Here is a 14,581-nt window from a genome sequence, read left to right as displayed (position 1 = left end):
TGAGTACAGTCAAAAAAAGGCACACCTGCCGCAGCTCATCCGAGCTTGATCAAGTGTGCCTTTTCTTTATTTTCCTTTATTGTGGATAACGACACCAATCGGGATCTTCAGCGCTGCTTGGCGCTCTGCCTCTGTCATCCAGCCTAAATCCTTCATACGCTTCAATACAACATGCTGGCGCTGGAGAGCCAGCTTCATATTCTTCGCTGGGGAATAGCGTTCAGGTGCCTTAAGCAATCCAACGAGAATCGCTGATTCTGCCTTGTTAACCGTAGGAAGATCGCCATTGACTCGTGTCGTCTTGCCGAAATAATAGCGTGCTGCATTCTCGATGCCATATTGTCCATGTCCGAAATATACTTTATTCAGGTACATTTCCAAAATCTCTTGCTTGCTAAAATTCCACTCCAGATTGGCCGCTATCGCCATCTCCTTCATTTTGCGGGAAAATGTCTTATCTTGCGTTAAGAACAAGTTGCGCGCCAGCTGCATCGTAATCGTACTGCCGCCCTGTGCCTTCTGCTGCTTCGTCACATTTATCCAGACTGACCGCGCCAGCCCGATCGGATCAATGCCGGGATGAAGCTTGAAGCGATGATCCTCAATGGCCATCAGTTCCTGCGGTATAAAGGAAGCCATATGCTCCAGTTGAACCATATGCTGTCCCTTGGCTGTATTCGCTTCTTGTGCAATCTGCTCACGGAACGTTATGAGCTTGCCTTGATCAATCCAGGCCGTCCCTGTTGCCGCCATCCCTACCCACCCAATAATCGGGGTAAGAATTGCAATGATCAAGCTATATATGACCCAACGCTTCCACTTCATTCGGTGTGGCATATGGGCAGGTTGTGCTATCGTTTCCGTTTGTTCATGTATAATAGTTGATTCTTTCTTCGTAGGACGATGAGGCTCATCTTGGGCCGCATTCGGTACCTTGCGATGTGCTATTGTTTCTTGAGCAGGCAGAGGCATAAATACCGATGCTTGAACCAGATGACCTTTTCTTTGTTTTTTCATTCGTAACCGCCTCCCCTTCTTATATGTAAGAGCTATTATTCATTTTGAAACATAACCCTTACGTACAGTGTATACGTTGACCTCATGCCATGACATCGAATTGACTTGCAGCCAGCTTACAATGATGAAAGAAAAGGTGAAAGTAAAGCAGAAAACGCCTTTTCTATGAAATAGAAGACGAGTGAGTCACAAAAAATGTTGTTGGTATATTTTCCTTGTTGCAAATCATGTCGGAAGTATGCTAAATTAAGATTCTGTTGAGCAATCAATATGGCGGTCGTGGCGAAGTGGTTAACGCATCGGATTGTGGCTCCGACACTCGAGGGTTCGATTCCCTTCGATCGCCCCATATTCATTTTGCCGATGTGGTGGAATTGGCAGACACGCCGCACTCAAAATGCGGTGCCGAGAGGCTTGCCGGTTCGAGTCCGGCCATCGGTATACGACAAAAAAGAGTTATCAAATTGCTTCATGCAATTCGATAACTCTTTTTTTATGCCATTTGGATTTTTCTCTTCCTCGGAAGAGAGTTATTGATCGATCCACTTCATTTTTCCATTAGCATTCTATCTCCAGCAAACATATAAACTACGTTTTTATCAGCATCCAATGCAACTGACATTTTTGTCTCTTTATTTTGAATAAAACAGAAATCACGCGCTGATTTATCCCATTTCACTTCAAGTCCCTGAATGTCCATATTGAACAATTTTTTGGCAATCGGCGCGACTATTTCTTTCACTTCTTTTTCTGTTACTGCCTTGTCTGCTTGTTTTCGCGCAACGTCATATACATACTCGGTCTTTCCTGTTTTTGCTTCAACAGCCAGAGTAATATGATCACCTTTAAGCTTCCACGTGTCACCTTTGCTGCCGGCATAATAACCAAGCTCGGCTTTCTTTACCTCAAATTCCTGATCGTGAGCTGTTTTCACTGCATCCGCTGCCGTTTTGAGTAATTTCGGTTCTAGCTCGTTCTTGTCTACTTGAATAACGGCTGCTCCAATATAATTTTTATTCTTTGATTGCCCAGGTGGATATTTCATCCAAGAAATCATGAAGTCTTTTCCCTCTAATATATAAAAGGTTTGTGAAACCTTTCCTTTGTCATAGCTCTGAGTGATTTGAACCTCTTTATGAAATGCATAGGCTTTCTTGGCGTACATCCCTTTCAGCTTGTTCAGCAGTTCCTTTTGCTCATCCTTGCTCACTTTATCAAGCGTTTGAATCCCATTAATATTGATCAGTTCTCCTGTACTTGGCTTAAAATCTACTTTGTATAATTCGTCTGCCGAAGGAACCGTTGCCAGATCAAATGGATGTTTAAAGGCCTTCTCGAACTTCAACTTTATCTCTTTCCCTGCAAATTGATTCACGGCCTTTTGCAGATTGGCAGCAACCTTTTTATCAACTTGGATACTGCTGCCCGATGTTTGTTCCTGCTGCTTCGGCTCCTACAAAGGTCGGGCCCGCAAGTGTAACGAACATACTGGATACGATCATCGTTGCTAAAATTGCTTTTTTTAGATTCATATTATCTTCTCCTTTTTATTAAGGTTTAATCTCTTTCTAAATCCTCCAGAAGCATTCTTACCCCGGAAAACATATAAACTACGTTTTTATCGGCATCCAGCGCCACGGTCATTTTCGTATCTTTCTTTTGATTGAAGATGAAGTCTCTGGAAGCACCGTCCCATTTTACTTCAAGCCCCTGGATGTCCAAATTGAATAACTTCTTTGCAATCGGCGCGACTATCTCTTTCACTTCTTTTTCCGTAATCTCTTTGTTCGTCGTCAATTGTTTTCGCGAAATATCATAAATATATTCGGTCTTCCCTGTTCCATCCAAGGACAGCGTAATATTGCCACCTTTAAGTTTCCATGTACTTTTTTTATTAGTACCTCCAACCCAAGCCTTCGTCACCTCAAAATTGTGGCCTAAAGCTGTTTTTACTGCCCCGGCTGCCTTTTCCATGAGCTTTGGATCAAGCTCGTTCTTGGCAACTTCGACTTGGGCTGAAACATGAATCTTTGTCGGCCACCCCGGATAATTTTTCATAAGTAAGGCAGAAAATCCTTTCCCGTTTAACGAATACATGCTAAAGGGCGTCTTTGATTCTACATCGTGCAGATCGACATGAACTTCTTTATCAAATGTATAGTCTTTCTTCGCATATAACCCTTTTAATACTTTCAGTACTTCGTTCAGATCCTCCTTACAGACTTTATCGATGGTTTGATAGCCTCTAATCGTAGTAATTTCTCCTGTTTTTTCCCTAAAGTTTACACTATATTGCCCATCTGCCGACTTAACCTGCACCTGATCGCTTATGGATTGGGAAGTGCCCTGCATATTCAGCTTAATTTCTTTCCCTGCGAATTGTTTTACTGCCTTCTCCAGCTTGGCGGCCAGCTTCTGATCGATTTGAATCTTCTTACTATTCGATTGCTGCTGTTCCTGCTGTTGCGCTGCCCCAGCACCCGCAGGAATCGGCCCTTCCAAGGTAACCAACATACTGGATACGAGTAAAGATGCTAGAGCTGTTCTCTTCCAATTCATACTAAACCCTCCTATGTTCCACCCTACTTTTAAAGTTTTGAACGTTTTTTATTCGTAAAGTGGTGATCGCCTACAATGTATAACAATTTCACTCCTCTCATTTGTGACATCATCTCTACTATTCTGAATGAAGATGGTTTCAAATAAAAAAATCCACCGACGCATAGAAGCCAGTGGATTATTCGATACGGAGTCAAAATATAATGAAATGGTTCGTTTGTAGGCGTTTAATGGGGTTTCGCTTCCAAATCGGCTGCATACTTAATGATCCCAGGAGCAGCAGCTCTTCCGACTCGAATGTACACGACCTTTTTATTTGCATCCAATGCCGCTCTTACATTCATGCCATTTTTCTTGGTGAAAGCAAAATCCTTTTCTGTTCCATCCCATTTCACGCTATATCCATTCATATCGATATTAAATACTTTCTTCACTATTGGGGCGACCGCTTCTCTCGCCTCTTTTTCGGAAATACCTTTATTTTCGCGTACTTGTTTTCCAAGCTCATTGTAAATACTATTGATTTTCCCTGTATTGGGATCTGCATAAATCGTAACTTTGCCATCATGGAACACCCATGTTATATTGGGTTTATTCTTTGAGATAATTGGCGATAAATCGACGCGAAGCTGAGCAGTCGTCATTTCAAATTTATTTGTAGAAACAGTTTGAGCAGCATCAACAACTGTTTTCAGCAGTTTCGGATCAAGCTCTTTCTTATCAAAGTCAATCGTGATATGACCGATATGTTCTGGTATGCCATCTAATTTGTGTAAGGAAGCGGAGAAATCCTTTCCTTTCAATTCGTACGTCTTCTCCTCTCTAACCTCTGCTTTTGACGTTTTTGAGAGTTTCTCATCCGTAAACTGGTGAATCACCTCAACTTCATTATCAAATGCATACTTCTTCTTTGGATATATCGCTTTCAACCACTTTAATACGTCTTCCTGTTCCTGCTTGCTGATTTGGTCAATCGTAGCGGTTTTGCCGCTTACAGTCCAGATAACCCCTGTATCATAATCAAATTGTAATGAATATTTACCATCTACAGATCGCACTTCTGTTATTTTTGATGCATTCTTATTATTGAAATCGAGCTTACCTACCTTTTGCAATTGCACGTCTTCTCCGGCAAATAATTTTACCGCTTGATTCAGCTTTTCCGTCCACTTCGGATCTATTTGAATTGTCCAGCGATCCAATTGCTGCTCTTGCGCAGCCCCTGCTCCTGCAGGAATAGGATCTGCTACGGCAACCAACATACTGGATACAAGCATTGATGCTAGAATTGCTTTTTTGATATTCATTTTATTTCCCCCTATGTATGATTGTATGGATATTTTTCTCTCAAATTACGTTATGCAATTCAATAACTCTTTCATATTCAAACCTTCCCTATTCAGAACCCACTTAACGCTCTGATACCTGATGTTAAGAACACTATGTTCTTATTGGTGTCCAGCGCTACTCTCAATACGGGTTGTTTGTCTTTAATGAAGTAGTAATTTTTATAGGTGCTGTCCCACTTCACTTCCAATTCCGCAATGTCCATATTGAATAATTCCTTGGCAAGCGGTGCAGCCGCTTCTTTGGCATCCTTTTCCGTAATCCCCTTGTTGGTCGTTACCGCTTTACGTGTTTTATGAAATACGTTAGTGACCTTTCCCTCCTCCATTTCAAGCGATATGTCCTTATCTTCAAGTGTCCATGTAAAGCGTCTTAGGTTAGCGGATGTAACTTCCAAATCATGATTGAATACCGTTTTTATTGCTCCTATTGCCGTTTCCAACAACTTTGGGTCGAGCTCTTCCTTGGTGAATTTTATTGTAAACGCACTAACTGCATCTTTCGGCATTTTTGCAGTATTCTCTTTGAAGAAATATACCTCAAAGTCCTTCCCTGTCAGCTTATACGACAAACTTACACCTAGCTTTTCTTTATCACCATCATACCCTCGCTGCATAATCACTTCTTTATCAAAGACATATGTTTTATTGACATATGCCTCTTTCAACACTTTCAGGACTTTCGCCTGATCCTCTTTACTAATTTTATCAATTGTGACCTTTTCTTCAATCTGCCATATCCGACCACTTCCAACATTAAAGCAGATACCGTATTTTCCGTCTACGGATTCAACCTTTGCACCATCAGGAGAGAATTCTATCTTCTCGCCGACACTCTTCAGCTTAATCTCTTTCCCTGCATATTGTTTGATTGCCTTTTGCAGCTTGGCGGCCAGCTTCTGATCGATTTGAACCTTCTTATTATCCGTTTGCTTCTGCCCTTGCGCTGCCTCAACTCCAGCAGGAATCGGGCCTGCCACGGCAACTAACATACTGGATACGATCATAGTCGCTAGAATTGCTTTTTTTATATTCATTTCATTTCCTCCTATGTATGAATTGATGAGTTCTACTTTTATGCTAACATTGAATAAATAAGATTCAACTTAACATTCAATGAATAAGATTTAAGAATAAAATCAGAAATAAAATGCGGCCAGATGGAGGCTTCTTACCCATTCAGTATAGCGAAGAGCCATTTTAATTCGCTTATTGCACCTACTTGGTTTCTCGCAATCGATCTAACATTTCTTGTCCCTTGAGCTGAAGCTCGGCAACTGCATCGTCCAGCGTTTTCTCTTGATCAATTAAGGATTTCAGCGCATCCGACAATAACGAATCGAATTCAGCTTGGAAACCTGGTGGAATACTTTTTTTATCTGACACACTGCTAGCTTCCATTGGCTTCAGGAGGTAAAAAGCCTCCGTGTCCCGCCCCCTAAAATCTTTGAAATAGTCTGATCGCGTAGGCAGCGTATCGTTCATTGCCTTCCCAGCAACTTGCGCCATTTCCGGCCCGTTCACGAATTTGACGAACTCCCAAGCTGCCCGCTTGTTCGGAGAATCCGCAGATATGGCATAGATCTCCGACAATTTCACATAAGCCGATTCATCGGGCTTAGCAGGATTAACAGGTGCGGCCGCGATGCCCCAGTCGATCTCTGGTGTCTTCGAGTAGTATGGAATATCCCGTAAAAAGGAAGCAAACCACGGCGGTTGAATCGTCATTGCCGCTTGGCCCATGTAAAACATCTCGTTTGATCGACTATACTGCTTCAAATAGTCTCCGGTATATTCGTATCCATCAAGCTGTTCGCCTTCCTCCACTGGGGGAGGAGCATAGGCTGCATGATTACGGACGGCATCCGCCGTCATCTTCATTGCTTCCTTCCAACCATCTGACTCTATCAACAGCTTACCTGATTTCGCATCAACGAGCTTAAGTGCCGATGCAGCGGCGATATCATACATCAAACTTGCCGGCCCTCTCGTTTGATACAATCCAAACACTTGCTTCTTTCCTGATTCGACGCTCGAAAATCTCGCTGCCAGATCAATAAGCTCCTTCCACGTCATTTTCCCGTTTGGTGGCTCGATTTGATGCTTCTTGAACAAGTTGCGATTATAATAGATGACATTCGTTTCGAAGGAAGGAGTGAGCCCGTACAGCTTCCCATTCCCTTTTGCTCGCAGCCTGTCGATAAGACCAGGCATGAATCCGTCCAAATTGTATTGATCCTGGCTGATGGCCGGCTCTATATCATACAACCTTCCTTCTTGAGCGAAGGCCTCAAACATGCTTTCATTCAAAAACAGCACATCCGGCTTAACTTTATCGAGCAGCTTTTTCTTTTCCTCAGTCAAATTGAATGCCTCGTTTTTTTCGGCTTCGTCAAACAATTCTGCTTCACTGATAACCTCAATATCGATGTCGGGGTTCATCATCTTAAAGAAGTTCCCATAGTCACTATAAAACCGATCTTCATCTTGATAGACAACCCTGATCTTCCCTTTACCGTCTTTTAATGGCGCTAGCTCTGACCGTTCTCGGAAGCAGCCGCTTAAGAGAGACATGATCGTCAGCAGCATAATTACGGTCTTCCCACTCTTTAACACGTTTCTACACTCCCTATTTCCCTTTATCCTTGTTTGCAGATTCTCGCACTTTTAAGAGCAGTTCCTGCGCTTTTACCTCCAACGCGGCAGCTGCTTCATCAGCTGACTTCTCGTTCGCAACTACGGCCAACAGCTCCTCACGAAGCGGTTTATAAAATAATCTGAGGAACTCGAATGGAAGACTTTCATAAAGGCTGCTCTCCTGCCTGATCTTCGGCATATAAAATGCATCCGTACTTCTACCCTTGATATCCTTCATATAACCGTTGCGTGAAAGAAGCTTACCTTCCAATGTCCTCGAACGGGCCTGCGCCATCTCTGGACCATTCACAAATTTGACGAATTCCCAAGCCGCCCGCTTGTTGGCTGAGTCGGCCGCAATTGCGTAGATGGGAGAAAAGGTAATGGATGAAGAATCCATTGCAGGATCTACCGGGGCCGTAACTACATTCCAATCTTGCTTGGTCAATACAAGCTCCCTAGTTTTGTAAGCGCTGCCTATCTCCATAGCAACTTGATCTCTAAGTTCTTGTGTGTAAATTTGGCCTTCAGGATGCAAAAATACAGATTTGCTGCGTACAGCATCCGTTACCTGCTTGATGGCTTTTTTCCAGCCATCTGAGTTCAGAAGCACCTTCTCTCCCTTCGGGTCGAGCAGCTTCAATCCGGAGGAATCGGCAATTTTGTACAAAGTGAATCCTATATCCCCATGCCATTCATAGAACCCGTACACCTTATTGTCTCCGCTTCCGATATTGGCAAATCTCGCTGACAAATCAAACATTTCCTGCCAGGTCATATTGTTCTTCGGCGGTTCGATTTGATGCTCCTTGAACAACGCTGCGTTATAGTACAAAACTTCCCTATCCACATAAGGAGCAAGCCCATATAGCTTGCCGTTGCCTAAGCTTTTAATTTTGTCGATCAGCCCTGGCAAAAAGCCCTTCATATCATAGTCGTCCTGCCGGATCATTTCTTCCAATTCGTATAACCTGCCAGCTTCAGCAAATGATTTAAACGTTTTCGCATCACCCAGCTTTATTACATCTGCACCGGAGTTCTCCAACAGCTTTTTTATTTCCGTATCCAAATCCTCTGCACGAATCGTTTTCCCTAGATTTTGAAGCACCTGAGTCTCGGAGATAACCTCGACCTCAATCTGCGGATATTTCATATGAAAATACTTCCCGTAGTCGTGGTAAAAGGCTTCCTCATCCTGATAGATCACCTTGATTTTGCTCGGCTGCAACGGCTCTAGCACTTCCTTCTTACCGAAGCATCCGCTCATTAAGGAAACGATCATAAGCAACGAGATCACAATTTTCCATCTATTATGCATACTTCTAGCTCCTTTTTTTATTCAAGCGCAGTTTGCAATGAAACCCTGACGTCTAATGCCCCCCCAATAATGCTGTGCCACCCGATATGAGGTACACCACGTTCTTATCGGCATCCAATGCTGCCCTCAATACCGTTTCTTTGCCTTTAACGAAGCAATAATCTTTAAATAGGTTGTCCCACTTCACTTCTAATCCCGAAATGTCGATATTGAACAATTCCTTGGCAAGCGGAGCGACCACTGCCTTTGCATCTTTTGTCGTAATCTCTTGGTCGGTCATTACCTTTTTTCTTGTATGATGAAATACATTCAAGACCTTTCCCTTTTTTGCTTCCATCTCAAGTGATACATCATTATCCTTAAGTGACAACATATGATAGTTGTCTCCGTTAGAACTAAGAGACCCCTCTGTTACATTCAAATCATGATCGAAAGCCGCATTTATCGCTTTTGCTGCCGTTTCCAGCGACTTTGAATCGAGCTCTTCCTTGGCTAACTTTATCGAAAGACTGACATACTCTACTGGTGTCTCTCCCCACTTATCCTTGGACAGAAGTGCTTCAAAATCTTTCCCTGTCAATTCATACGATAAATAATGATCTTGCAGTTTTCCTTTTTTATCGTCATAGCGCCGCTTCATGACTGCTTCTTTATCTAAGACATATGTTTTCTTTGCGTATGCTCCTTTCAGCATTTTCAGAGCCTTTTCCTGATCCTGTTTGCTGATTTTATCAATTGGAATCGTTCCATTGATCTCCCATACTTCACCTTTCTTATAATCGAAGTAGACTGCGTACTTTCCATCTGTCGATGTAACCTTTGCATTTGTAGCAAATGTAGTCTCGGCAGCCTCCTGCAACTTTATCTCTTTCCCCGCAAATTGCTTTACTGCTTTTTGCAACTTGGCGGCCAGCTTCTGGTCGATCTGAACCTTCTTATTATCCGTTTGCTTCTGCTGCTCTTGCGCAGCCTCGGCTCCAACAGGAATTGGCGCCGCCACGGCAACTAACATACTCGATACGATCATAGACGCTAGAATTGCTTTTTTCATGTTCATTTTATTTCCTCCTATAATGGAACAACTGATAGCTATAATGCTAATGAATGGAATAGAACTTAACCACGAAACTTTATATGAATTAAAGTTAAGAAAACATTAATGTTTGGACAGAAGTAACGGAGCATACTAAAAAAAGCATCCTTTCGGATGCTTCAAATGGATGATTTTCACTTACCTTTTTGCATTATTCTTCTTCTAGTCTGCTTGCAACAGGGTCTTCCCCTCCAAAAAGTGCATTTGCCCCGGATTTAAGGTACACTACCTTTTTATTGGCATCTAATGCCACTCTTACTCTGGTTTCTTGATCTTTAACGAAGCAGTAGTCTTGATATAAGCTATCCCACTTTACTTCGTATCCCGTAATATCGATACTGAATAATTCCTTGGCGAGCGGAGCGGCCACCTCTTTTGCCTCTTTTGCCGTAATCGTCTGGCTCGTCGTCACCTTTTTGCGCATATTATGGAATAAGTTAGTTGCCTTCCCGCTCTGTTCATCTACGTAAAGAGTAGAGCTGCCGTCCTTTAATTCCCATGCGTTTTTTTTAGTATTACTAACAAGATAAGCCTCTGTTATGTTAAATTGATGATCTAACGCCGTTTTCACCGCTTCCTCCGCCGTTGTCAACAGCTTCGCTTCAAGCTCTTCCTTAGCAAATTCGATCCGGGCTTGATTAATATAATCTTTTAGATCCGGATCATTTTTAACGAGTGATGCATTAAAATCTTTCCCCTTCAAGTAGTAAGTAGAATTTTGGCTGAACTGTTCCTTTTTATCTTCATAGTAACGTTCCAGGAGCACTTCTTTATCAAAAGCATATGTTTTCCCCGAATACATTTTTTTCAACAGTTTCAGAACATCGTCCTGATCCTTTTTGCTGATTTTGTCAATAGTTGTTTTTCCGGTCAACGTCCATACTTTTCCTGTTTTATGATCAAAAAATATTTGATAGACCCCGTCTACGGATTGAACCTTCGCCATCGTGTCATTGGCACGAACTAGTTCGCCAACATTTTGCAACTCGACATCTTTACCAGAAAATTTACGTACAGCCTTTTGCAGCTTGGCAGCAACCTTTTTATCAATTTGAACACTGCTGCTTGATGCTGCTTGCTCTTGCTTCTTTCCTCCTGCTGCTTCGGCTCCTACAAAAGTCTGGCCCGCCAGCGTAACCAACATACTGGATACGATCATGGATGCTGCAACTGCTTTTTTCAAATTCATACTAAACCCTCCTATGTTTCATATTCTCATGGTGTACCACTGGTGTATCACCTACCATATATAACAATATCAATTCGCTCATTTGTGACATCATCTCTACTATTCTGTCCATAGAAGTGTGTTTTCTGATAAATATATCCTTTCTGGGCAGGGAATGCTTTCGAAACACTTATATTATTGTTCCCTATGCGAATATCCAAATGTAAAAGAGTTATCAAATTGCGGCAAGCAATTCAATAACCCTTTTATTTTCAAACCCGCCTTATTTAGAATCCGTATAATGCTCCGACACCTGCTGTTATGGACACTACGTTCTTATCGGCGTCCAGCGCTGCCCTCAGAACCGGTTTTTTATCTTTAATGAAGTAGTAATTTTCATATTCGCTGACCCACTTCACTTCCAATTCCGCAATGTCCATATTGAATAATTCCTTGGCAAGCGGTGCAACCACGTCTTTAGCCTCTTTTTCCGTAATCTCCTTGTTAGTCGTTACCGCTTTACGCGTTTTATGAAATACGTTAGTTACCTTTCCCATCTCCATTTCAACCGATACGTCCTCATCCTCGAGTATCCATTTCAATCCATTTAATAGTTTAGCGTTTGTGACTTCCAAATCATGATTGAATGCCGTTTTTGTCGCTTTTACTACCGTTTCCAGGAGCTTTGGATCAAGCTCTCCCTTGGTAAACTGTATCACAAAACCACCAACAGTACCTTTTATCTCTTTAGCGGAATTTTCCTTTGCAAAGGAAACCTCAAAATCTTTCCCTGTCATCGTATACGACAAATTCACACCTAGTTTTTCCTTTTCGCCATCATAGCTTCGCTGCATGATCACTTCTTTATTAAAGGCATATGTTTTATTTGCATATGCTTTTTTTAACACTGTCAAGATTTTCTCCTGATCCTCTTTACTAATTTTATCGATTGTGACCTTTTCATCAATCCCCCATATTTTACCGTTATCAATGAAAAAGCGGATAGCATATTTTCCGTCTACGGAATCAACCTTGGCACTCGGAGAGAATTCTATCTTCTCGCCGACATTCTTCAGCTTGATCTCTTTCCCCGCATATATTTTGATTGCTTTTTGCAGCTTGGCCGCCAGCTTCTGATCGATTTGAACCTTCTTATTGTCCGTTTGCTTCTGCTCTTGCGCAGCCGCGGCCCCTGCAGGAATTGGACCTGCCACCGCAACCATCATACTGGATACGATCATAGACGCTAGAATTGCTTTTTTTATATTCATAGTAATCCTCCTATGTATTCCTTTTTTACTGTGCATTTAACGAAAATGAGAATTTGTACACTTCAATTGATCCTGTTCCTAGCCCTATAATGTCTAATGACCCATCACTAATGCTGAGCCACCCGATATGAGGTATACCACGTTCTTATCGGCATCCAATGCTGCTCTCAATACCGTTTCTTTGCCTTTAACAAAGCAATAATCTTTAAATAGGTTGTCCCACTTCACTTCATATCCCGAAATATCGATATTAAATAATTCCTTGGCAAGCGGAGCGACCACTGCCTTTGCATCTTTTGTCGTAATCTCTTGGTCGGTCGTTACCTTTTTTCTTGTATGATGAAATACATTCAGGACCTTTCCCTTTTTTGCTTCCATCTCAAGTGATACCTCATTATCCTTAAGGGATAACATATGATAATTTTCCCCGTTAGAATCGAGATATCCCTCTGTTACATTCAAATCATGATTGAAAGCCATTTTCATCGCTTTCGCTGCCGTCTCCAGCGACTTTGATTCGAGCTCTTCCTTGGCAAACTTTATCCTAACACCACTGACATACTCTACTGGCGTATCTCCCAGCTTCTCCTTGACCAGAATTACTTCAAAGTCTTTCCCTGTCAATGAATACGACAAATAATGATCTTGTAGTTTTTCTTTTTTATCGTCATAGCGCCGCTTCATGACCGCTTCGTTATCTAAGACGTATGTTTTCTTTGCGTATGCTCCTTTCAGCATTTTCAGGACTTCTTCCTGATCCTGTTTGCTGATTTTATCAATTGGGATCGTCCCGTTGATCTCCCATACTTCACCTTTTTGATAATCGAAGTGGACAACGTACTTTCCATCTATCGATGTAACCTTTGCATTTGTAGCAAATGTAGTCTCTGCAGCATCCTGCAACTTTATCTCTTTCCCTGCAAATTGCTTTACCGCTTTTTGCAGCTTGGCGGCCAGCTTCTGAGCGATTTGAACCTTCTTATTATCCGTTTGCTTCTGCGCTTGTGCAGCCGCAGCGCCTGCAGGAATTGGTCCTGCCACCACAACTAACATACTGGATACGATCATAGACGCTAGAATTGCTTTTTTAATGCTCATTTGTTTTTATTTCCTCCTATGTTTCATTTTTGAACCCTCTTTTTATGCTAACATTGAACATGTAATACTCAACTTAACATTCAATGAATAAGATTTAAGAATAAAATCAGAAATGAAATGCGAACAAACAATTCCGTAGAGCCAGATTGCAAATGAAAACTGATACTGGTTGCTACATCTCCATTCTCTACCTGTAACACAAAAAAGAGCTATCAAATTGCACCAAGCAATTCACTAACTCTTTTTATTTCACCCATAACTATGAGTGGTTACTTATTTTCCTACCTACGCTCTGATTTCAATCTCTCTCTTGCAATCCCTTCCGCATAGAAGTGAGTACTTCCTCAACTGACTTCTTATCCTGCACGATTTCCTTCACCGCATTAGTCATTGCCTCTTCTTTACTGCAACCGCTCTTAACAAATAGTGCTGTACGTATAATAACTGCGATAGACTTCATAGATAGATAATTCCTCGCAGACAGACTTCTATTAGAAAGATAACGAATTAACAGTGTTGCATGTGCCAATTTTAATATGTTTAGGGGAATACGCTTACAAGTAACTTCATTGAACTTGGAGTGTATACGATGTTGATTGTTATTAACTTACCTATAGTGTAAGTGGCACTAATCTGGCCCTCACTGAATAAAAATATTACGATTCAATTATCTTTGAAACTTATCAACGTGTGGATAAGTGAATCATTGCTAGAATGTGCATAACTTCGTAATTTTGCGAAATATCGAATTATTATCGTGTAGTTATCCAATGTTATGAACACGTTTTCAACAGGAATTGTGGATGGGATGGCTTACTTATACGAGATTGTACACTTTAAAAAGTTATCCCTCTGTGCATATCTCTTCAACAACATACCTATTCATCGTTGTGGATAAGCTGTGGACAACAAATAACCCACCAACTAAAATAGTTAGTGGGTTATTTCATTTGCTTGGCGACGTCCTACTCTCCCGGGACCCTGCGGTCCAAGTACCATCGGCGCTGGAGGGCTTAACGGTCGTGTTCGGGATGGGTACGCGTGGAACCCCTCCGCCATCGCCACCAAACAGCA

Annotated in this window: 13 protein-coding genes, 2 tRNA genes and 1 rRNA gene; 2 read left to right on the top strand and 14 right to left on the bottom strand. The window is 41.9% G+C overall.

Annotation, left to right across the window (positions count from 1 at the left end; genetic code table 11):
* Positions 1-66: 66 nt before the first annotated feature.
* A complete protein-coding gene (locus RQP50_RS23205) occupies positions 67-1,017 on the bottom strand; it encodes a transglycosylase domain-containing protein (RefSeq protein ID WP_315746895.1) in 951 nt (316 codons plus the stop codon).
* Positions 1,018-1,290: 273 nt separating this feature from the next.
* Here RQP50_RS23205 and RQP50_RS23200 point away from each other — a divergent pair.
* Positions 1,291-1,366 (top strand) — tRNA-His (locus RQP50_RS23200).
* A 10-nt stretch (positions 1,367-1,376) separates the two neighbouring features.
* Positions 1,377-1,458 (top strand) — tRNA-Leu (locus RQP50_RS23195).
* A 106-nt stretch (positions 1,459-1,564) separates the two neighbouring features.
* On the opposite strand, the gene RQP50_RS23190 is transcribed toward RQP50_RS23195, so the two are convergent.
* The 13 genes from RQP50_RS23190 to rrf all read right to left on the bottom strand — a co-directional run bounded on the left by RQP50_RS23190 (position 1,565) and on the right by rrf (position 14,576).
* The gene (locus RQP50_RS23190) at positions 1,565-2,362 is read right to left on the bottom strand and encodes a hypothetical protein (RefSeq protein WP_315746894.1); all 798 of its coding nucleotides are present in this window, start codon (positions 2,360-2,362) and stop codon (positions 1,565-1,567) included.
* Between the two features lie 61 nt (positions 2,363-2,423).
* Positions 2,424-2,549: a hypothetical protein gene (locus RQP50_RS23185; protein ID WP_315746893.1), complete on the bottom strand. Its 126-nt coding sequence runs from the start codon at positions 2,547-2,549 to the stop codon at positions 2,424-2,426.
* Positions 2,550-2,574: 25 nt separating this feature from the next.
* A complete protein-coding gene (locus RQP50_RS23180) occupies positions 2,575-3,576 on the bottom strand; it encodes a hypothetical protein (RefSeq protein ID WP_315746892.1) in 1,002 nt (333 codons plus the stop codon).
* 227 nt (positions 3,577-3,803) lie between these two features.
* Entirely contained in the window at positions 3,804-4,883 is a 1,080-nt protein-coding gene (locus tag RQP50_RS23175) for a hypothetical protein (RefSeq protein WP_072731975.1), read from the bottom strand.
* A gap of 92 nt (positions 4,884-4,975) precedes the next feature.
* Entirely contained in the window at positions 4,976-5,959 is a 984-nt protein-coding gene (locus RQP50_RS23170; RefSeq protein ID WP_315746891.1) for a hypothetical protein, read from the bottom strand.
* Between the two features lie 181 nt (positions 5,960-6,140).
* Complete coding sequence (locus RQP50_RS23165; protein ID WP_315746890.1) at positions 6,141-7,538, bottom strand: ABC transporter substrate-binding protein; 1,398 nt, start codon at positions 7,536-7,538, stop codon at positions 6,141-6,143.
* A 13-nt stretch (positions 7,539-7,551) separates the two neighbouring features.
* A complete protein-coding gene (locus tag RQP50_RS23160) occupies positions 7,552-8,877 on the bottom strand; it encodes an ABC transporter substrate-binding protein (protein ID WP_072731972.1) in 1,326 nt (441 codons plus the stop codon).
* A gap of 52 nt (positions 8,878-8,929) precedes the next feature.
* Complete coding sequence (locus RQP50_RS23155) at positions 8,930-9,934, bottom strand: hypothetical protein (protein WP_072731971.1); 1,005 nt, start codon at positions 9,932-9,934, stop codon at positions 8,930-8,932.
* A 187-nt stretch (positions 9,935-10,121) separates the two neighbouring features.
* Complete coding sequence (locus RQP50_RS23150) at positions 10,122-11,159, bottom strand: hypothetical protein (RefSeq protein WP_315746889.1); 1,038 nt, start codon at positions 11,157-11,159, stop codon at positions 10,122-10,124.
* A 266-nt stretch (positions 11,160-11,425) separates the two neighbouring features.
* A complete protein-coding gene (locus tag RQP50_RS23145; RefSeq protein WP_315746888.1) occupies positions 11,426-12,409 on the bottom strand; it encodes a hypothetical protein in 984 nt (327 codons plus the stop codon).
* A 93-nt stretch (positions 12,410-12,502) separates the two neighbouring features.
* Positions 12,503-13,507 carry a hypothetical protein gene (locus RQP50_RS23140; RefSeq protein WP_315746887.1) on the bottom strand — a complete coding sequence of 335 codons (1,005 nt, stop codon included), beginning with the start codon at positions 13,505-13,507 and terminating at the stop codon, positions 12,503-12,505.
* 298 nt (positions 13,508-13,805) lie between these two features.
* The gene (locus tag RQP50_RS23135) at positions 13,806-13,967 is read right to left on the bottom strand and encodes a hypothetical protein (protein WP_175560822.1); all 162 of its coding nucleotides are present in this window, start codon (positions 13,965-13,967) and stop codon (positions 13,806-13,808) included.
* Between the two features lie 492 nt (positions 13,968-14,459).
* A 5S ribosomal RNA gene (gene rrf / locus RQP50_RS23130) occupies positions 14,460-14,576 on the bottom strand.
* Positions 14,577-14,581: the final 5 nt, after the last annotated feature.

Source organism: Paenibacillus suaedae, from assembly GCF_032337355.1.
GTDB lineage: Bacteria > Bacillota > Bacilli > Paenibacillales > Paenibacillaceae > Paenibacillus_B > Paenibacillus_B suaedae.
This window is presented reverse-complemented; position numbering and strand designations above follow the sequence as displayed.

What these genes read in the sequence shown, in the direction of transcription:
- RQP50_RS23205 (WP_315746895.1), bottom strand. Translation starts at nt 1,017, where the DNA reads ATGAAAAAACAAAGAAAAGGTCATCTGGTTCAAGCATCGGTATTTATG.
- RQP50_RS23185 (WP_315746893.1), bottom strand. Translation starts at nt 2,549, where the DNA reads ATGAATCTAAAAAAAGCAATTTTAGCAACGATGATCGTATCCAGTATG.
- RQP50_RS23180 (WP_315746892.1), bottom strand. Translation starts at nt 3,576, where the DNA reads ATGAATTGGAAGAGAACAGCTCTAGCATCTTTACTCGTATCCAGTATG.
- RQP50_RS23175 (WP_072731975.1), bottom strand. Translation starts at nt 4,883, where the DNA reads ATGAATATCAAAAAAGCAATTCTAGCATCAATGCTTGTATCCAGTATG.
- RQP50_RS23170 (WP_315746891.1), bottom strand. Translation starts at nt 5,959, where the DNA reads ATGAATATAAAAAAAGCAATTCTAGCGACTATGATCGTATCCAGTATG.
- RQP50_RS23160 (WP_072731972.1), bottom strand. Translation starts at nt 8,877, where the DNA reads ATGCATAATAGATGGAAAATTGTGATCTCGTTGCTTATGATCGTTTCC.
- RQP50_RS23155 (WP_072731971.1), bottom strand. Translation starts at nt 9,934, where the DNA reads ATGAACATGAAAAAAGCAATTCTAGCGTCTATGATCGTATCGAGTATG.
- RQP50_RS23150 (WP_315746889.1), bottom strand. Translation starts at nt 11,159, where the DNA reads ATGAATTTGAAAAAAGCAGTTGCAGCATCCATGATCGTATCCAGTATG.
- RQP50_RS23145 (WP_315746888.1), bottom strand. Translation starts at nt 12,409, where the DNA reads ATGAATATAAAAAAAGCAATTCTAGCGTCTATGATCGTATCCAGTATG.
- RQP50_RS23140 (WP_315746887.1), bottom strand. Translation starts at nt 13,507, where the DNA reads ATGAGCATTAAAAAAGCAATTCTAGCGTCTATGATCGTATCCAGTATG.
- RQP50_RS23135 (WP_175560822.1), bottom strand. Translation starts at nt 13,967, where the DNA reads ATGAAGTCTATCGCAGTTATTATACGTACAGCACTATTTGTTAAGAGC.